Raw genomic sequence first — 19,126 nt, forward strand, 5'->3', positions numbered from 1 at the left:
ATTCAGGCACAGCCCCGTAATTTTTTTCTTTCACGCCATCTTCGGCAGCACGTTTCTGTCGCACAGGCGCCATCAGGCACCCGCCTCTACTCGGCGCCAGGCTCAATCGCGCCATTTGCAGGATTGTCGCTTGCCGGAGCAGCATGGCTGGGCTCGGGCTGGGATTGCGGCTCGGCGGGCGCAGCACTCACTTCCTCCTGCTCGGGGATCTCGACCTCGGGTTCCTCCTCCACAACTTCGGGTTGAGTGGTGATGTATTTCAAATAGGCTCGCACATCGATGCTCATGCCACGCGTGAAAGCCTGACCTGGCGTGAAATCTTGCAAATCGCTGGCAGCTCGCTCGCCAATTGCAGCCACAAGCCGTTGCCACCCCCTGCTGGAGGCAGCCTGCTCGGGCAGATTCTCGCTGAGCAAGGTGCTGAACTTAAACTGGTTGATTTCGTCCCACAAGTAGCCGTAGCCAGCGGCCTCAAAGTCGTCGCGGCTCCACGTGCCGGCATTCAAAGCATTGGCCAGCAACTCATCGGCCGAGGGCTGAACCACTGAGTTTTCGGGGGCGATCGACTGCTCCTCGACCATTGCGGCAGGCTCATGGCCGCCAAACCACCCGAAGTGGTGCCCCACGGCATAGAGGCCGCCACCCAGCACAGCCACGCCTAAGACACCCAGCACCACAGCCTTGGTCAGCTTGCCGCGCTTGCCGGCCTGGTCGGGCGCCTCAGGCTCATAGGGGCGGTATTGCGGTGCCGACGGTTGCTCGGGCTCGCAGGGCGGCTGCTGCCAGGACCGAGGCTCAGACTCGGCAGGCTCTTCGGCCGGAGTGGCGGGCTCGACAGCCCCAGCAGCGGGAGCGGGCTCATCGCCATAGTAGTCATAGTTGGGGTCGAAGGGCGGCGGGAGCGGCTCGTCGTCGTCGAGACTGGCAGTCGATGCCGGCGCAGCGGGCACAACGGTCGACAAGTCGACACAATCATCGGGCACAGTCACAGGCAGGGAGTTGTCGATGAGCAACACGAGCTTATACTTGCTGAAGTAAGGCTCATAGACACGGCCTGTGAGCAAGTCGCCCAGGGTGTCGCCGTCGGCCTGCCCGAAGTAGTGGCAGGCGTAGCGGTCGCCCTGCGACGAGTCAAAAGACTGCGCAGGCTCGCGCACAGGATACTCGGGAGCCAGGAGCTGCCCCAGCCGCGAGCCGTGAATTGCGCCGCTGTTCACCGCTTGCTTCAATGTGCCCATGAGCTGTGCCAGCTGTGGCCAGGCCACATCGACCGTGGCCGGAATGTAGAGGCACACCTCGGTCACATTGGCGTCGATGATCATCACCAGGCCCACATAGGTGCCGTGGCGCCCGTAGGAGAGCATGTAGATACCATCGCCATTGCCCACATTGCCAAGCACGTGCAGTGCACGCTCATAGTCGATAGCAGGCGCATTCCACACGCCGTCGGCGTTGTCGACATAGACGACACTGCCGTTTCTCGTTATTTTAAGACCAATCTTCTGCATAGGCGATATAAATTGATTTACAAATATATCGAAAAAAATCCCAATTACAAAAATTCGCGCCCTCCCCCCCAAAAAACTATCACGCCCGCACCGCCTCACAGCTTGCGTTCTTGACTGTGGGCTGGCGGTTGCTGGGCTGCGGCGTGGATGCTTTGCGACAAGCGCAGGTAGAGCTCTTCGAGCTGCGGGCCAGCCTCGCGGGCCATGAGCCGGGCTTGGGCGGCAATCACGTTCTGGTCGTAGCGCACGGCAGGCCCCGTCTGGGCCTGGCGCGGCGTGAGGGTGTGCACCTTGCGCGCCGTCTCGTCGATGAGGGGCAGCATGACATCGATGGGGATGTCGTGGGCGGCCAGCAGCTGCGAGGCGACATCGTAGCAGTGGTTGGCAAAGTTGCAAGCCCACACAGCTGCCAGGTGCAGATAGCGGCGGCGAGCCGAGGAGAGCTGAACGACGCGCTGCGTGACCGAGTGCGCCAGCGCCTCGACGGCGTCTTGGGCTGTGGAGTCGTTGTACTCGACCATTGTGGGAATGACCGAGAAGTCGACCTCGCGCTCCTTGGAAAACGTCATCATGGGATAAAGCACGCCATAGTGCGGCACGAGGCCCTTGAAGACGTCGAGGGGCATCGACCCGGCCGTGTGCAGCCACACGCCGCCCTGCCGTCCCGCACAAGCCTGGGCGGCCACGCTGGCGAGCGCCGAGTCCTTGATCGAGATGATGTAGACCTCGGCATCGCTGTCGAGCTTGGCCAGGTCGCAGCAGGCCCTGCAATGCAGCACAGCGGCCAGCGTGGCGGCCGATTCCATCGTACGGCTATAGACCTGGGCAACGTCGTGCCCAGCCCTGGCGAGCGCCTTGCCCAGATGGGTGGCAAGGTTACCCGCTCCTATCAACACAATCTTCATCGCTTGACTTCATTTTTAGCATTGTTCCTGTGGCAAAAAGCTGCACATGCAGGTAACGGGCAAGGGCTTAGTCCCCATGCCTGCTACAAAGTTACGAAATAATTATATAACTTTGCACCCGCAAAAACAATCAACACAATCATGGGGTATTTAACAACAGACAAGAAAAAAATTACCACTAAGACATTTTCGGAGATGAAGGCTGCCGGCGAGAAGATAGCGCAGCTCACCTCCTACGACTTTACTACCGCGGGCATCATCGACCGTGCCGGCATCGACTCGATACTGGTGGGCGACTCGGCCTCCAACGTCATGGCGGGCAACGAGACCACGCTGCCCATCACCATCGACGAGATGATCGTGTATGCCCGTGCTGTGGCACGCGCCTGCAAGCACTGCCTTGTGGTGTGCGACATGCCTTTCGGCTCCTACCAGGTGAGCCGCGAGGAGGCCGTGCGCAATGCCGTGCGCATCATGAAGGAGACAGGAGTCGACGCCGTGAAGCTCGAGGGCGGGGCCGAGATGGCCGGCACCATAGGCGCCATTGTGGCAGCCGGGGTACCCGTCGAGGGCCATTTGGGCCTCACGCCGCAAAGCATACACAAGTTTGGCGGCTACGGTCTGCGTGCCAAGGAAGAGGCCGAGGCCCGCAAGCTCCTGGCCGACGCCCACGCCCTCGACCAGGCTGGCTGCTTTGCCATCACGCTCGAGAAGGTGCCCGCCGCGCTTGCCAGCCAGGTCACGCGCGAGGTGAAAGCTGCCACGATAGGCATAGGAGCCGGTGCCGGCACCGACGGGCAGGTGCTCGTCTATGCCGACGCGCTGGGCATGACACAAGGGTTCAAGCCCAAGTTCCTGCGCCACTTTGCCCAGATGGCCCAGTGCATGACCCAGGGGGTGCAATCCTACATCGAGGCGGTGAAAACCGGCAGTTTCCCCAACGCCGACGAGAGCTATTGAGCCGGCCAAGCACCCACATGGCACAATGCGCGCGAGAGAGGTCTCCTGGCTGGGAGGCCCATCTCGCGCATTGTATAGTGGTTGTGGTTGCCGCCAGTATTAGAGCTTGTTGCCCGGCTTGGGGAAAACCACTGTGGGCTTGAAGGTCTTGGCCTCTTCAAAGTCCATGATGGCATAGGAGATGATGATGACCGTGTCGCCTATCTGCACCTTGCGTGCTGCAGCGCCGTTGAGGCAGATGCAGCCCGAGCCGCGGTCGCCCTTGATGATGTAGGTCTCAAAGCGCTCGCCGTTGTTGTTGTCGACAATTTGCACCTTCTCGCCGGCTATCATGTTGGCAGCGTCCATCAGGTCTTCGTCGATAGTGATGCTGCCTATGTATTGAAGGTTGGCATCGGTGACGGTGACGCAGTGCAACTTGCTCTTGAGTACTTGTATTTGCATTGTAACTGTGTATCTGTATATATATATGTTTTTATATTATTATTGTTGTTGCTCGCCCTCGGCAGGCTTGTACTTGATGTGGTCGATGAGCCTGATGGGCGTCTTGCCGCAATACACCGTGATGCAGCCCACTATATAGTCGCTGTCGTCCCAGCTGTCGACGTCGAGCAGCGTGTTGCCGTCGACAATCTCAAAATATTCCACCTCAAGGCCGTCGACAGCATTGATGTCGGCCACCACCTTGTCGTGGGTTTCTTTCACCGTGTGGCTCTTGGCGTAGTCAACGCTCTGCTTGAGTGCCTTGTAGATGTTGGGAGCGATGGCGCGCTCGTCGGGCGAGAGCAGGGCGTTGCGCGAACTCTTGGCCAGCCCGTCGGCATCGCGCACGATGGGGCACTCCACGATGGTGATGCGCTTGTCGTAGCCTATGTATTTCACGAGGCGCTTGATCACGGCAATCTGCTGCCAGTCTTTTTCGCCGAAATAGGCACGGTCGGGCTTCACGATGTAGAAGAGCAGGCTCACGACCTGGCACACGCCGTTGAAGTGGCCGGGGCGCTTGGCCCCTTCCATGACGGTAGTCTGCGGCGGGAAGTCGAAGTGGCGCGTGTCGGGCTTGGGATACATTTCTTTCACCGAGGGGGCAAAGACATATTGTGCTCCACAGGCTTCACACAGCTTGCAGTCGGCGTCGAGCGTGCGCGGGTAGCGCTCCAGGTCGCCCTTGTCGTTGAACTGAGTAGGATTGAGGAAAATCGATACCACTGTCGCCCCGTTTTCTTTCACACTGCGCTTGATGAGCGAGGCGTGGCCCTCGTGCAGCGCTCCCATAGTTGGCACCAAGCCAATCTTTTTACCCTCTTTGCGGGCCAGGAAAAGCTCGTTCTGAAGATCAACAATCGATTTGAATACTTTCATTGCTTGTTTGTTTTCGAGGTGCAAAGTAACAACATTTTTGGCCAACAGCCAAGCACAGCACAGTATTTTACACAATTGACATGGGCCAAGCCGGCCGATCCATCTTGTTGAAGAGCAAGAGAGACACACGCAGGGACTGTGCCACGGTGTGTGTGGCACAGCCCCTGCGTGGATGAGTGATGTGTGGCAGCCTGTGACGGGTGCGGTTATTTCTTTTGGGCTTTGGCCCAACTGTCTTTCAGGCCGATGGTGCGGTTAAACACCAGCTTCTCGGGCGTAGAGTCGGGGTCGACACAGAAGTAGCCTATGCGCTGGAACTGGAACTTGTCTTCCACCTTGGCATTGTCGGCGAGCCAGGGCTCTACCTTGGCATTGTCGATGACCTTGAGCGAGTCGGGATTGAGCAGCTCGCGGAAGTCGCGCTCGGTCTCGGCACTGGGGTTCTCGACGGCAAAGAGGCGGTCGTAGAGGCGCACCTCGGCATCATGACAGTGGCGAGCGCTCACCCAGTGCAGGGTGCCTTTCACCTTGCGGTTGGCACCAGGCATGCCACTCAGCGTGTCGGGGTCGTAGGTGCACTGTATCTCGGTCACGTTGCCCTGAGCGTCCTTGGTGCAGCCGGTGCACATGATAATGTAGCCGCCCTTGAGGCGCACTTCCTTGCCTGGAGTGAGACGGAAAAACTTCTTGGGAGGGTTCTCCATGAAGTCGTCGCGCTCGATATAGAGCTCGCGGCTGAAGGGCATCTTGTGGGTGCCAGCGTTTTCCTGCTCAGGATTGTTGTCCATGTCGAGGAGCTCGACCTTGTCGTCGGGATAGTTGGTAATCACCACTTTCACAGGGTTGAGCACGGCGCACACACGCGTGGCATTGCGGTTCAAGTCGTCGCGTATGGCATGCTCGAGCAGGCTGATGTCGTTGAGGGCCTCATACTTGGTGTAGCCGATGTCGTTGATAAAATTTTTGATCGACTGCGGGGTGTAGCCGCGACGGCGCAAGCCGCACAGTGTGGGCATGCGCGGGTCGTCCCAGCCGCTCACGGTGTGTTCCTCGACGAGCTGGCGCAGCTTGCGCTTGCTCATGACCGTGTAGGTGAGGTTGAGACGGTTGAACTCAATCTGCCGCGGGCAGTACTGGTCGACAGTGTCGCCGGCAAGCAGCCTCACGAAGTAGTCGTAGAGGGGGCGGTGGGGCACAAACTCGAGGGTGCAGATCGAGTGAGTCACGCCCTCGAAGTAGTCGCTCTGCCCATGTGCAAAGTCATACATGGGATACACCTTCCACTTGTCGCCGGTGCGCCAGTGCGGTTTCAAGATGATGCGGTACATGATGGGGTCGCGGAAGTGCATGTTGTCGCTGGCCATGTCGATCTTGGCACGCAGCACGCGGCTGCCCTCGGGAAACTCGCCTTTGTTCATGCGCAGGAAGAGGTCGAGGTTCTCCTCGGGAGTGCGGTCGCGGTAGGGACTGTTCTGTCCCGGAGTAGTGGGCGTGCCCTTTTGGGCGGCAATCTGCTCGGCGCTTTGGTCGTCGACATAGGCCAGGCCCCGCTTGATGAGGTCGATGGCAAAGTCGAAGAGCTTGGGGAAGTAGTCGCTTGCATAGTAGAGGCGGTCGCCCCAGTCGTAGCCCAGCCAGTGGATGTCGCGCATGATGGCTTGCTCATATTCGGTATCCTCTTTTACAGGATTGGTGTCGTCAAATCTTAGGTTGGTAGTGCCGCCAAACATCTCGGCCACACCGAAGTCCATGCATATGGCCTTGGCGTGCCCGATGTGCAGGTAACCGTTGGGCTCGGGCGGGAAGCGTGTGTTGAGTCGTCCGCCGTTTTTGCCTGCCTTCAAGTCGTCGGCCACAAGTTGCTGCACAAAGTTGAGTCCAGCTTTTTTCTCATCGTTCTGAGGGTTTTCTACATTATTCTCAGCCATAGTGTTGTGATTTGTTCTATATTGAAAGTGCAAATTTACTAAAAAAAGTGCACATTTGTTTTCAACAGGCGTCAAAAATGAAGAGCTGTGCCAAAAAATGTCAGTTGGCCTCCAGTGTATTGAGCACCAGCACCCACACCACGGCCATGACAAAGAATAGGAGGGCTATCATGTAGAGCTGGCGACGCATGGTGCGCCGTGCGGCCTTCTGGAAACTGCCGTTGAAGAAGGTGAAGGCAGCCATGAAGAGAAAGAAGTCGTCGACATAGCCCAGCCATCCCATGCTGTCGAAGTCGTAGGGCATGACGATGTAGCCTATGGCCGCGACAAGCAGCAGTGTCGAGATCACACGGCAGGCCTTGAGCAGGGGCGATGCCTTGGGGGGCATGTGCCCGCTGGCGTCGCCGTCGTTGAAACTAATGGGTTGCATCATGAGAGTTGTTGATTTGTGTCCAGCCTATCTGGAAAAATTGTTGTTGAAAATCCTGGTTGCGCAGTACGGCTCCGTTCCACATCACGATGTCGATGTCGATAGGCACCAGGCCGCGACAGCGCATGTCGTCGTTGCGGCCGCAGGCTGCCTCGTAGCGCTTGAGGGCAGCATTCAGCACGTCGCGATGCAGGGCGACGCTGCCGGCAACCACGGCATTCATATACTCGGGCTTTCCCGGGTGCAGTGCCGGCGTGGTGTAGAGCGTGGAGCAGCGCATGCCTTCCAGGCCATGCTCGCGCAGCCACACGAGGCCGGCCATGAGCATCTCGTGGCGGGCGGGCACATTGCTGCCCAGGCTCAATACCACTTGCGAGAGCGGCGTCATTGCTGCACTCCTTTCATCGACAGGGCAATGCGCTTGCGGTCGAGGTCGACGTCGATAACGCGCACACGCACGTGCTGGTTGATGTGCACCACACGAGAGGGGTCGCTCACGCGGCGGTCGGCAAGCTGGGAGATGTGCACCAGCCCGTTCTCGTGGATGCCAATGTCGACAAAGGCGCCAAACTTGGTGACGTTGGTCACGATGCCGTTGAGCTCCATGTCCTTTCGCAAGTCCTTGATGTCGTGCACGCTGTCGTCAAATTCCACCGTCTGCACCGTCGAGCGCGGGTCGCGGCCAGGCTTTTCCAGCTCCTTGACGATGTCGACCAGGGTGGGCATGCCCACCTCGGGGCTCAAGTAGCGCTTGATGTCGACCTTCTTGCGCTGCTCCTCGTCGCCTATGAGTGCAGCCACGGTGCAGCCACAATCGGCGGCCATGCGCTCGACCAGCTTGTAGCGTTCGGGGTGCACTGCCGAGTTGTCGAGCGGATTGCTGCTCTCGGGCACGCGCAGGAAGCCGGCGGCCTGCGTGAAGGTTTTCACGCCCATCTTGGGCACCTTCATGAGGTCGCGGCGTGAGTGGAAGTCGCCGTTTTCCTTGCGGTAGTCGACAATGTTCTGGGCCAATGCCGGCCCCAGACCGGCGACATAGGTGAGCAGCTCCTTGCTGGCAGTGTTGATGTTCACGCCCACGCTGTTGACACAGCTCTCGACAGTGAAGTGCAGTGCCTCTTTGAGCTTGTTCTGGTCAACATCGTGCTGGTACTGCCCCACCCCTATCGACTTGGGGTCGATTTTCACCAGCTCGGCAAGCGGGTCGAGCAGGCGCCGTCCTATCGAGACTGCGCCGCGCACGGTCACGTCCTCGTGAGGAAACTCCTGGCGGGCAATGGGCGAGGCCGAGTAGATTGAGGCGCCATTCTCGCTCACCACATACACGTTCACCTCCCGGCCATAGTCGATGCGCTTCAAGAAGCGCTCGGTCTCGCGGCTGGCGGTGCCGTTGCCCAGGGCGATGGCATCGATGTCGTATTTCTTCACCAGCTCCTGCATGGTGGCCCGTGCACCGTCGATGTCGTAGTGTGGGGCTGTGGGATAAATCACCGTGTGGTGCTTGAGGTTGCCGTTCTGGTCGAGGCACACCACCTTGCACCCCGTACGGAAGCCCGGGTCGACGGCCAGCACGCGCTTGTGCCCCAGCGGCGGGGCAAAGAGCAGCTCACGGGCGTTGCGCGCAAACATCTCGATGGCCTCGTCGTCGGCAACGGCTTTGGACTGAGCGGCAAACTCGGTCTCGATCGAGGGCTTGATCAAGCGTTTGTAGCTGTCGGTGGCAGCCTCCTCGACCAGGCTTGCGGCCTGCCCGTGGCCACGCACCACGATGCGGCACACATTGTCGATGGCCCGGTCGTCGTTGATGTTGATGGTCACCTTGAGGAAGCCCTCCTTCTCGCCGCGGCGCATGGCCAGCAACTGGTGCGACGACACGCGCCGCAAGGGCTGGCTGTAGTCGTAGTAGTTCTCATAGTTGCGGCCTTCAATCTCCTTGCCTTTCACATAGTGAGAAGTGAGCACGGCCTCGTGGCGGAAGGCGCGGCGCACGCTGTTGCGCACGGCCTGGTTCTCGCTCACCCACTCGGCAATGATGTCTTGCGCCCCGGCAACAGCTGCCTCAACGTCGGGCACCTGGTCGGTGACATAGGCGCGCGCACGCGCCTCGATGTTGTCGCCGTGCTGCGCCATGATGATTTTGGCCAAGGGCTCGAGGCCACGCTCGCGGGCCACCTGGGCACGGGTGCGGCGCTTGGGCTTGAAAGGCAGGTAGATGTCTTCGAGGGTATTGGCGTCCCAGCAATTGGAGATTTTGAGCGAGAGCTCGTCGGTGAGCTTGTCTTGAGCTTCGATCGACTTGAGGATGGTCGACTTGCGCTTCTGCAAGTCGTTGTAATAGTTGAGGCGGGCATCGATCGACTGGATGGCCACATCATCGAGCCCGCCTGTGGCCTCCTTGCGGTAACGGCTGATGAAAGGGATTGAATTGTCGTCGCGCAACAGGCCCACCGTGCCTGCCACTTGTGAAAGCGGTATGTTTAACTCCTGCGATATGAGTGTTGTAATTTTATCGACCATGGTCACAATATTAGTGAATATATATAATTTTGTTTGTTTTTCATCGAGCCGGCCAGTGCTGCCGGCTAAGGCTTGCGCCTGAGGGTGATGAGCGTGATCTCGGGCACTGCGCTGCCCAGCCGGGCCGGAATGCCTACCTGCCCCAGGCCTGTGTTGACGTAGATGTGGCGCTGGCCGCCGCCATCGGTGTAAAGGCCTCCCCACTGCGGGTACTGGAACATTGCCGGCGAGAAGCGGTGGCCCATGATGTCGAAAATCATCTGCATGGCATGGGTGTGCCCGCACAAGATGAGGTCGACGCGCGTGGCGCGGTTGAAGGCGTCGTTCCACAACTCGGGGCTGTGGTGCAGCACAATCTTAAACACGCTGTCGCGATGAGCCGGATACACCTTGCCCAGGTTGCCGTCGGGGGGGATGGGCAAGCCGCCGTAGCCGTCGAGGCCTATCAAAGCTATCTTGCTGCCACCTCGCGACAGGTAGCGATAGCGGTTGTTGAGCATCGTCCAGCCCAGGCTTTCCTCCATGCGCGTCAGGGCGATGCCTCCCTGGTAGTCGGTGATGTGCTTGGTGGGCCAGTCGTAGTAGCCGCCCACATCGTGGTTGCCGCGCACGGCCCACACACCGTCGCGCGCGTGCAGGCGGCTCAAGATGTGCTTGAAGGGGAGCACCTCGCTATTGAGCCGGTTCTCAATGTCGCCAGTGAAGCACAGCAAGTCGGGGTGCAGGCTGTTGATTTGGTCCACACAACGCGACACAAAGCGGGTGTCGCCGTTGTAGGTGCCCAGGTGCAGGTCGCTGAACTGCACCACGCGATAGCCGTCGAAGGCTGCTGGCAGGCGGTCGCTCTCGATGGTGACCCGTGTCACCTGCATGCGATAGGGGGTGACCCATGCGCCCACCCCACACTCGACCACGGCGGCAACTCCCGCCGCAGCGGCCACAACGCGCAGTGCCGTCTTGAGCCACCGCGGCTGCCGTCCTATCCACGACAGGGAGTAGATGCCCAGCGTGAGCAACTTGCACACCGACATGGCGAAGAAAATGTAGAGCATCCACATCTGCGCCACAAGCACTGCATTGGTGCAACGGTGGCTGGGCAGGCTCACTGCCACAGCCAGCAAGGCGTAGAGACACAGTGCAGCTCCCGCGTGCACACGGGCCCATGTGCAGCCCGCACGCTTGAGTCGCTTGAATATCACCCAGTCGGCCAGCCCGACGATGACAATGGCAATCAATCCCGGTATCCAGTACAGTGTCATGTGGCAAATTGTGCCGCGCGTCGCTACTTGAGCGCCTCGAGCTGATTGGTGAGCGGGTTGGAATACATCTGCAGCATGCGGTTGAGCATGTAGCTGCGGTCTTGCTCGTTGATGGGAATGTCGGTCACCTTGTCTACCTGGCCATTGAGGTACTGCTTGAAGGCTTCAAGCTCCTCGGGCGTGTACTCGCTGGCAAACTCGTGCTCGTCGAAGAGCATGTCGTGGGCCATGTAGTTGGTCTTGAATATCTTGTAGTGGGTGTGGATGGCATGATCGATAATGGCACACACGCGACGCACTGCCAGCAACTTGTCGAGGTCGGCCGGAATGAGGTCGAGCTCGTCGTTGATGCAGGGCGTGACGGCATAGTGCACATGGCCCTTGAAGCCCATGATGCCCACCTTCATGCTCGCCAGGTCGTCGGCCTGCGACTTCTTGTAGTTGGGGTCCTTGCTCTTGAGCAGAAACTCGCGTGCCTTGAGGTAGTCGTTGGGGTCATACTCATAGCTGATGGCGCAAGGCACAATATTGAGCTCCTTGAGACTGTCGACAAAGCTCTTGTCGCGGTTGCCATAGGTGAGCATCTTGAGCAGGCTCTCCTGGGTGCGGTCGTTGCTGTCCTTGCAGCGTCCTTCACGCTGCGCAATCCATATCGAGGCCTTCTTCTGGTTGATGGCAAAGTGGATGTAGCTCGAGAGCTGAATGGCGGCGGCCAGCGTCTGCACACGGCCCAGGTTGCGCTTGACGACAAAACTCTTGTTGAGGCGCACCAGCTTGGTGATCCAGTCGTAGATGAGCAGGTTGTTGCCTATGGCTATCTCGCAGGTGTCGCGCCCGTGCTCAACGAGCAGGTAGCTCAGTTGGGCCGAGTCGAGCACAATGTCGCGGTGATTGGTGATAAACAGGTTGGGCGTGTCTTTGGGCAGCTCGTCGATGCCGGTGCACGACAGGCCTTGGGTGGTTTTGCCCAGCACCCCCTTCATGAAGGGGCGCATGATCTTCTGCTGGAATTCCAGCTTGGAGTTGAGTCCCAGCAAGATGCGCACCAGCTGCGAGTACTTGTATTCTGGCATTACCATACGCACGATTTGCTTGAACATGGGTTCTTCGACAAGAATCGACATCTCGTTGTGGAAATCCTTGTCGGCAATAGGACAAATGTCGGCAAACTCAGCCGGCATGGCGATGTTTTCGTTTTCCATAATGTTATGCTAATGTGTTACAGTGTTTCAAAGATAGCAATAAAAAAGGAAATCGGCTTAATGTTTAACTTAAATTGAGAATTGTTGCAATGCTGTCACATGGGCAGCGCAATGCAATGAATTTTTTTCAAATAATCTTCGGGCGCACTATTGGAGATTAAATAAAAATGACTACTTTTACGGCCACAACCGTTTTGAGCATGAGGAAAGCGAGCGGCGCGATATCCCAGCGCTCCCGATACTGCAATACATAATTTTTTTACAATTAAACTATTAAACCTAACCTTATGACAAAAAAAACAACGATGTGGGCCATGCTGTGCATGCTCATCACCGCCCCGGCCTGGGGACAACAAGTGCCATTCAAGCCTGGTGCACCAAGCAATGGCACAAAGTCAATTTCACCTGTTCATGCAAACGCTGCCGGCACTCAGGGCGCCGCGCCGCTGAAAGCCGTCGAAGCCCAAAAGCTCTTTGAGGAGCACTTCGACAAGTTCACGGCCGGAAGCCCCGAAGCCCCCGACAGCGAGAACCTCTCGGGCGGCTCGGCCGGCGGCTACCGCATCAAGCAGGGCATGATGAACGTGGAGGGCTGGACCGGCTACCACGTGTACCAAGCCGGCGGCGCCTGCGCGCTGCGGGCCTATGAGAGCTACGGCAGCACCTACTACGGCCACCTGAGCACTCCCGAGGCAGCCCTCTATGGCGAAGCCACCATCACATTGCGTGCCCGCCGCATGCCGGGCGCCACGGCCGGACGTGTCATCATCTCGCTGTGCGACAACACCTCGGGTGTGGAAGACTACAAGAGCTTCGACTTGACTGCAGAATGGACCGAAATCACCTACACAAGCGACAAGGGCACCTTCAACGACCAAAACATCTTCCAGATCGAGGCCAGCGACGGCGAGATACTGCTCGACGACATCGTGGTCACCCGCAAGCGCACCAAGATCGCGGCACCCGTGGCCAACCCGGCCGAGAACCTGAGCCTGAATGCCTTCAAGGCCTCGTGGCAGCCAGTAGACGGGGCATCGCAATACCTGCTCAACGTGTACTACAAGGCCATGCCACAAGATATCGTGCCCGAGGGCACGATGACTGAGGACTTCGACGGCATCAACCTCAAGGCCGACGGCAACATCGACACAGCCAACCCCAACTATCCTGAGGGCTGGATCATCGACGTGTCGAAAGCCGGCAGCCGCGACGTGCTCACTGCCAACGGCGACCACGCCTCGGGCAAGCTGGCCATCAACTTTGACGCCGAGGGCGACTACATCATCAGCCCCGCAACGCCGGCACCCATCAAGCGCATCTCCTTCTGGGTGAAACCCAGCACGATGGAGGAAGACCCCAACTACAACTACTCGCTGCTGGGCGTGCACATCCTGCGCGAAAACGGCGAGTGGGAGCACATTGCCAACCTGCCCAACTACTGGATGCAAGCCGGCGGCGGCATCTACACCTTCGACAGCGAGGTGCTGGGCGACTACGTGAGGCAAGTGAAACTCGACATGGTGAGCCTGAGCAACTGCACCTTTGCCATCGACGACGTCACGCTCACCTATGAGTCGCAGCCTGTGCCCTACCCCTTCATTTCCGACCTCAAGGTGACCGACACGGCCAAGGTTGTTGAAAACATCGACCCTGAGAAGGAATACTACTACTATGTGACCGCCCAAGACGGCGACCTCGTGTCGAAGCCCTCGGCCACCATCTGGGTCGACGGCATCACCGGCATCGCTCCCGTCGTGCTGCCCGCAACCGCCGTCACGGCCACCGGCTTCACGGCCAACTGGGAGCCTCTGCCCCACGCCGAGAGCTACATTGTGAACCTCTATGAGGACATCACCACCCAGCAGCCCGACCAGAAGGTGACACTCCTGCACGAGGACTTCGACAAGATTGAAGACGGCACCGTCGACAACCCTGCCGCGCCGCAATACTACACGCCCAAGATGTCGCTGGCCAAGGAAGGCATGGCCAACACCGACTGGACCGTGCTCAACCCCATCTGGGCCAAGGGCATGATTGGCGGCAAGGAAGTGAACGAGTGGTCGGGGGCCTACGGACTTGTCGTGTCGCCACTGCTCCCCATCAAGGGCGGAAAGAATCTTGAGGTCGAGGTTACAGCCGTGAGCACCGTCGAGAGCGACACGCTCTATGTCGTGGTCATGGAGTCGCCCACAGCCACACAGGCCGTGATGGGCCTCACCATCCCCTTCAACAAGCAGAAGGGCAGCGTCACGGGCACCGTGGTCTTCGAGGGCAGGTATCTCGACATGCTGGAAGACGGCCGTCTCTATCACCTGGGCTTCGGCAGCCAGAAGGGTAAAAACATGTTTGTCGACCAGGTCACCGTGAGGCAGGTGCGCGCCCAAGCCGGCGAGCAGGTGCGTGTGCCCGCACAGCTGGTGTATCCCAGCGACAATGCCGTGGCCTTTGACGCGCTCAACGCCTCGAGCCGCTATGCCTACGACGTGCGTGCCTATCGCAAAAAAGACTTTGTAGAATACACCTCGGCCTACTCCCAGGTCATGCCGGTGAGCCTCGTCACCGCAGTCGACGAGCCCGGCACCCTGCCGACTGCAATAGCCGGCAGCAAGGGAGCCCTCGACCTCACCCTCGGCCACACTACCCGCGTTGCCGTCTACGACATCACGGGTCGCAAGGTGTGCGACCGCCAGTTCGGTCCAGGCCGTCACAACGTGACACTCGCGCCGGCCATCTACATTGTGAAGGCTGGAAGCCAGACCGCCAAGGTGATGGTGCGCTGACGCCCCCAGCAACGGGCAAAACAGAGCCCGCAGCCCCTTCCTGCACCCCACTTTTACAAGGCAGGTGCCTGCGTGATTGCAGGCACCTGCCTTGAAATCATTGCTCCCACAGTGAAGGCCGTGCCAGCACTGCACAGCAGCCACACGCTGGCCTCGAAATACGATTTCAGCGGCAGACAGATTGAGAATATCGCCCGTCACTATGCCATCAGTTCGATTCTTCATGGCAATAGCGAGGATGTGCTGCCAATGCTTATCCGCCATTGCGACAATGAACGACTCGAGGAAACGCGCTCGTCGAAGATTGGCTTTTAGGTTTTTGTCCGTAAAATTACAAATCTAACACATATAGGATTTTGCAAGATATTGGCGAAATATGTATGATTTCTGCCCGCAAGGGCACTACAAAACAAAATTAACAATATTATGGAAGAGAAACTGACTATAGAACAAATGCAACAGAGAAGTGCCGATGCTAGGAAAGTGGCCAAAGAATTGGAGCGTTGGTTGAGAAACACACAGGATCTGGAAAAACGGAAAAATCTCGCACGGTTAATAAACATTTGTTATACCCAAGTTAAGAAATGGAGAGAAGAGGCCAAACGCTGTCGAAAGATGGCAGAATGCATCGAGCGCGAATTCAACAGTATTAAAGCAAATCTGGATGATTAGTAAGGAATATACAGTATTTTGTTTGGAACTATCATCATAATCCACTATATTTACACAATTTAGAAACTACGACTGTATGAAAAGACTATCAAAATCACGTTACACGGCTTTCTGCCAGTGCCCGAAGAACCTGTGGCTGAAGGTGTATAAGTCTGAGGAGGCCACTGTAGACGAGACCCTGCAGCCCGACGACCCAGAACTGGACTATACCAATCTGGACGGTTCCGTGCACAACGGAGGTGAGGCAATGACAATCTATCCCCAGATTGCCACGATGTCGCCCGCCGATGCTGACTATGCTCGACAATCGTTGCTCAAATACTGCTGTCTTGATACGCTTGCTATGGTGAAAGTGTGGGAGAAACTGAAAGAAATGGCGGAATAATTTGAATTTTCAGGGATACATACTATATTATAAACATAAATATCAACATAATTTTATGGAAAAGATAACAAATTTCTTAGCAAAGGTAGGTGCAAAGAGGGAACAGGAGATGACTCAGAAACAAATTGGAGCAAGTATGATTGAAAACTTGCTGTCGGCATTTAATAACAATCCACGTAATTCAAAAGTAGTTGAATACATCTTTCGCCAAAATCTGTTTGACATGATTGGCAAAAGTCGACATGAGATGGTACATAGTAAGATGATAGCCGAATTACTTGCAGGCAGATATTTCGATTTATCTAAGAAAGCAACGCTTATGCACTTTCTGGATATCGTTGTCATGCGGGCCAAAGAGCAGGGGGTGACTATTTCACAGGATTTTTGCAATTTAGTCCTTACAAGATCCCTACAAGTTGACTCTCTTACTGATAAGCAAACAGAATATCCCTTATGCGATTATGCGAAGAACGACAGTATAGACAAGAAAGAACGATTGGATGTTTATCTTCGATATAACCTCGCAAATACTATAAAGAGTAGCAAAAATAAAGTTATTGAAATCTTTATTGAAAACAAAGTGCTTTCTATGGAACACGATCAGCAGACCCAGAAATACTATGATGCTTGTAGTGACGGAAGGAAGGCACTTCAGCTCTTCATATATCTTTCACCTATAAACCCGAGGAGTCTTTCAAATTATGCAGAAGTTCCTGAGGACATGAAACCAACTTGTTCAGATTGTTCTGGGAACCCCATATATGTACATATTTGCTATCAGGATATTCTTGATAAGGTTATCATGCCACTGATAGAAGAAAAGCAGATGAACAATCGTGATGCCGTGATATTAGAAGAGTATGCCAGCTGTCTTGAATTGCCTGCTCTGCCTGATAATGATGAAAAAATCGGGGCAAAAGAACTATCAATCATGGCAGTCAGTGATTATGAGAAACAATTATTGTTGGAGTTCATGAGTAATGAGGACAATGCAAGACTTCTTGAAACTGCAGTAAACCATCATCTTCAAAGGGAACTGTATTCTTTTGGTGGGGATAATTGTTTATCATTTGAAGCGTCTCTCCAAGCCGCCTTGAGAAAGTACACGAATGAGAATGGAGAATTGAAATCGCAAAAAGACTTCAGAGACATTTTTGGTGCTCAGAATGGTGGAGCACGTTTTCTGATATATGTGGTAAAAGAGACCAACGAAAAACTATATTATATCCCTACACACCTTTTCGAATACAACGGTAAGGCTTATAAAACCATTACAGATGCGCTGAAAGTAGCTGTAAAAGATTACATTTCTCGTGAAAGGAAAACAATAAGTGATGTTATAAAAGACTTTGAGTGCATCTATTCGAGACAGAAGTTTCATCCACATGTGTTTAAGGACAATGCTGACCTCGGTCGTGATACAATTAAAGCTATTCATTATTCTCAGACTTCTTTCACCGGACTCTACATTAGGGATGATATTAGCCAAGACAAGCTCACAAAGATAAATGAAATCTTAGGCAACGGATTTGGTATCAAACCTATTTCTGCTCAGTGCTATCATGAGTTGCTTCTTTGCGGAGATGATACACTTTGGGATTGTTACGATAAATCCCTGTTTAACGCTCTAAAAGGGACTTCCTACTATTATAGAAAGGGAGCAGAACGCCAGATTGAAGCCATTAATAGAGTCTTGCCTATGCCTATCCAAAATAGTAGCCTGACAAACGCTGACTGTGACCTATTAGAGAGGTTTTATGCAAACAACAGGAAACTGATAATCTCTATTTATCGAATTCTGATAGAAAACGAACCAGATTTGGTTGTTTATAACCAGAGAAAAGAGGATTATAAGAAACTCCTCAAGAATTAATCAAGCTCCGCTACTGCGAACTCGACACCTGGGCAATGGTGAAAGTTTGGCAGAAACTGAAAAAAGTTGCCTGAAAATTTGAATTTTTTCCTCAACATTACAATATTATTTACGTAACATATAAAGTTGAAATAGAAAACTGCAAAAAGCGAATCTATCAGTTAATCGATAAAATAGACAAGACAAACCAAGAATTAGAAATATGAATAATTACGCAAAACCAATTGTATATTTCGACATGGACAATGTCCTTGTTGATTTCCAGTCGGGAGTTGACAAGATTCCTGCTGAAGTGAAGGCACAATACGAATGCGATGCAAAGGGGAAACCTCATTATGATGACATCCCGGGGATTTTCTCTAAGATGGAACCATTTAAGGGGGCTATTGAAGCTGTGAAGAAAATCTCGGCAGAGTATGAAGTCTTCATTCTCACGACAGCTCCCTGGAACAACCCGTCGGCTTGGTCGGACAAACTGGAATGGGTGAAGAAACATTTCCCAAAGGAATTCCACAAAAGAGTAATCATCTCTCACCACAAAGATCTGTTGAAGGGTGACTTCCTGATTGACGATCGAGGTGACAAAGGTCAGTCCGATTTTGAGGGAGAGTGGATTGAATTTGGCAGCAAGGAATTCCCCGACTGGCCTACTGTGACCGATTATCTTTTGAACGACTTGAAAAAACTGAAGGAGGCACATGATCACAGTTTTAAGAATAAATCGGAACTGATGAAGAGTAGGGTCTGCGGATGTTTCTACTGCCTGGCAACATTCAATCCCAAGGAAATCGTGAACTTCATTGATGACGGAAAGACAGCACTTTGCCCCAAGTGCGGTGTAGATTCTGTGATCGGTGATGCTTCAGGATACCCTGTAACGAATGAGTTTTTGAATAAGATGTGCAGATATTGGTTCTGAAGGAAGCTTCAAATGATAAAGAAAAAGGATATTATTCCGCCTACGGTATATGACATATACATTCGTGGCGAAGAAGGAAATCTCAACTGCGTCAAGAAAGTCGTAAACGAACTGGCCAGATATTGTGGTGTTACTGACTCATGTCCTGACAAGTTATATATTCCGCTGAAATTCATGATGAAGTTATTAGTCGGTTCAGATAATCATTCCGGTTATGTAGTTTCCATGAATACCGATGATCCCGAATGTGTTGTCCTGCATACTGAAACGGAAGAACCGCAGTCTATCTGCAATGCTTTCAAGGATTGTTTCATCGACATAGTGATTGATTTCAAAAAGGCCGGTTAAAGAAAAACGGATCCAGGAAACAAGAATTAATGGTGTAACTTATAATCTAAATGAACAATCAGACTTGTACTTCCTTTA

Annotated in this window: 18 protein-coding genes; 8 read left to right on the forward strand and 10 right to left on the reverse strand. The window is 54.9% G+C overall.

Translation table 11 applies throughout. The annotated features are described in order from the left end of the window. Positions 1-86 precede the first annotated feature (86 nt). Together GF423_RS02700 and GF423_RS02705 are read right to left on the reverse strand one after the other, a co-directional pair. Positions 87-1,508, reverse strand: a complete 1,422-nt coding sequence (locus tag GF423_RS02700; protein ID WP_154326928.1) for a hypothetical protein — start codon at positions 1,506-1,508, stop codon at positions 87-89. Between the two features lie 95 nt (positions 1,509-1,603). Further along, the gene (locus GF423_RS02705; RefSeq protein WP_154326929.1) at positions 1,604-2,413 is read right to left on the reverse strand and encodes a Rossmann-like and DUF2520 domain-containing protein; all 810 of its coding nucleotides are present in this window, start codon (positions 2,411-2,413) and stop codon (positions 1,604-1,606) included. 141 nt (positions 2,414-2,554) lie between these two features. Between GF423_RS02705 and panB the strand changes: the two genes are divergently transcribed. After that, entirely contained in the window at positions 2,555-3,373 is an 819-nt protein-coding gene (panB, locus tag GF423_RS02710) for a 3-methyl-2-oxobutanoate hydroxymethyltransferase (protein WP_154326930.1), read from the forward strand. Positions 3,374-3,472: 99 nt separating this feature from the next. Here panB and panD read toward each other — a convergent pair whose 3' ends face one another. The 8 genes from panD to GF423_RS02750 all read right to left on the reverse strand — a co-directional run bounded on the left by panD (position 3,473) and on the right by GF423_RS02750 (position 12,071). Continuing rightward, entirely contained in the window at positions 3,473-3,817 is a 345-nt protein-coding gene (panD, locus tag GF423_RS02715; RefSeq protein ID WP_154326931.1) for an aspartate 1-decarboxylase, read from the reverse strand. A gap of 39 nt (positions 3,818-3,856) precedes the next feature. Further along, positions 3,857-4,735: a pantoate--beta-alanine ligase gene (gene panC, locus GF423_RS02720; RefSeq protein WP_154326932.1), complete on the reverse strand. Its 879-nt coding sequence runs from the start codon at positions 4,733-4,735 to the stop codon at positions 3,857-3,859. A gap of 206 nt (positions 4,736-4,941) precedes the next feature. After that, on the reverse strand, positions 4,942-6,663 hold the full coding sequence (locus tag GF423_RS02725; protein ID WP_154326933.1) for a glutamine--tRNA ligase/YqeY domain fusion protein: 1,722 nt from the start codon (positions 6,661-6,663) through the stop codon (positions 4,942-4,944). Positions 6,664-6,763: 100 nt separating this feature from the next. Then, the gene (locus GF423_RS02730; protein ID WP_154326934.1) at positions 6,764-7,096 is read right to left on the reverse strand and encodes a YkvA family protein; all 333 of its coding nucleotides are present in this window, start codon (positions 7,094-7,096) and stop codon (positions 6,764-6,766) included. Continuing rightward, the gene (locus tag GF423_RS02735) at positions 7,080-7,481 is read right to left on the reverse strand and encodes a 2-amino-4-hydroxy-6-hydroxymethyldihydropteridine diphosphokinase (protein WP_154326935.1); all 402 of its coding nucleotides are present in this window, start codon (positions 7,479-7,481) and stop codon (positions 7,080-7,082) included. The genes GF423_RS02730 and GF423_RS02735 overlap by 17 nt, the downstream gene beginning before the upstream one ends. Further along, positions 7,478-9,610, reverse strand: coding sequence for a Tex family protein (locus GF423_RS02740; protein ID WP_154326936.1), 2,133 nt, complete (start codon positions 9,608-9,610; stop codon positions 7,478-7,480). The genes GF423_RS02735 and GF423_RS02740 overlap by 4 nt, the downstream gene beginning before the upstream one ends. Before the next feature lie 65 nt (positions 9,611-9,675). Next, positions 9,676-10,869, reverse strand: coding sequence for a metallophosphoesterase (locus tag GF423_RS02745; protein WP_154326937.1), 1,194 nt, complete (start codon positions 10,867-10,869; stop codon positions 9,676-9,678). 23 nt (positions 10,870-10,892) lie between these two features. Next, positions 10,893-12,071, reverse strand: coding sequence for a 1-acyl-sn-glycerol-3-phosphate acyltransferase (locus GF423_RS02750; protein ID WP_154538158.1), 1,179 nt, complete (start codon positions 12,069-12,071; stop codon positions 10,893-10,895). A 287-nt stretch (positions 12,072-12,358) separates the two neighbouring features. Between GF423_RS02750 and GF423_RS02755 the strand changes: the two genes are divergently transcribed. The 7 genes from GF423_RS02755 (at position 12,359) to GF423_RS02785 (ending at position 19,048) form a co-directional block, all read left to right on the forward strand. After that, positions 12,359-14,851, forward strand: coding sequence for a T9SS C-terminal target domain-containing protein (locus GF423_RS02755; RefSeq protein ID WP_154326938.1), 2,493 nt, complete (start codon positions 12,359-12,361; stop codon positions 14,849-14,851). Positions 14,852-14,923: 72 nt separating this feature from the next. After that, a complete protein-coding gene (locus GF423_RS02760; protein WP_154326939.1) occupies positions 14,924-15,166 on the forward strand; it encodes a hypothetical protein in 243 nt (80 codons plus the stop codon). A 111-nt stretch (positions 15,167-15,277) separates the two neighbouring features. Then, positions 15,278-15,523: a hypothetical protein gene (locus tag GF423_RS02765; protein ID WP_154326940.1), complete on the forward strand. Its 246-nt coding sequence runs from the start codon at positions 15,278-15,280 to the stop codon at positions 15,521-15,523. A gap of 76 nt (positions 15,524-15,599) precedes the next feature. Further along, entirely contained in the window at positions 15,600-15,908 is a 309-nt protein-coding gene (locus GF423_RS02770) for a hypothetical protein (RefSeq protein ID WP_154326941.1), read from the forward strand. 55 nt (positions 15,909-15,963) lie between these two features. Then, positions 15,964-17,781 carry a PD-(D/E)XK nuclease family protein gene (locus GF423_RS02775; protein ID WP_154326942.1) on the forward strand — a complete coding sequence of 606 codons (1,818 nt, stop codon included), beginning with the start codon at positions 15,964-15,966 and terminating at the stop codon, positions 17,779-17,781. A 202-nt stretch (positions 17,782-17,983) separates the two neighbouring features. Continuing rightward, positions 17,984-18,700 carry a 5' nucleotidase, NT5C type gene (locus GF423_RS02780; RefSeq protein ID WP_154326943.1) on the forward strand — a complete coding sequence of 239 codons (717 nt, stop codon included), beginning with the start codon at positions 17,984-17,986 and terminating at the stop codon, positions 18,698-18,700. A gap of 12 nt (positions 18,701-18,712) precedes the next feature. Beyond that, positions 18,713-19,048, forward strand: a complete 336-nt coding sequence (locus tag GF423_RS02785) for a hypothetical protein (RefSeq protein WP_154326944.1) — start codon at positions 18,713-18,715, stop codon at positions 19,046-19,048. Positions 19,049-19,126 lie beyond the last annotated feature (78 nt).

The sequence above is a fragment of the Sodaliphilus pleomorphus genome (assembly GCF_009676955.1).
GTDB lineage: Bacteria > Bacteroidota > Bacteroidia > Bacteroidales > Muribaculaceae > Sodaliphilus > Sodaliphilus pleomorphus.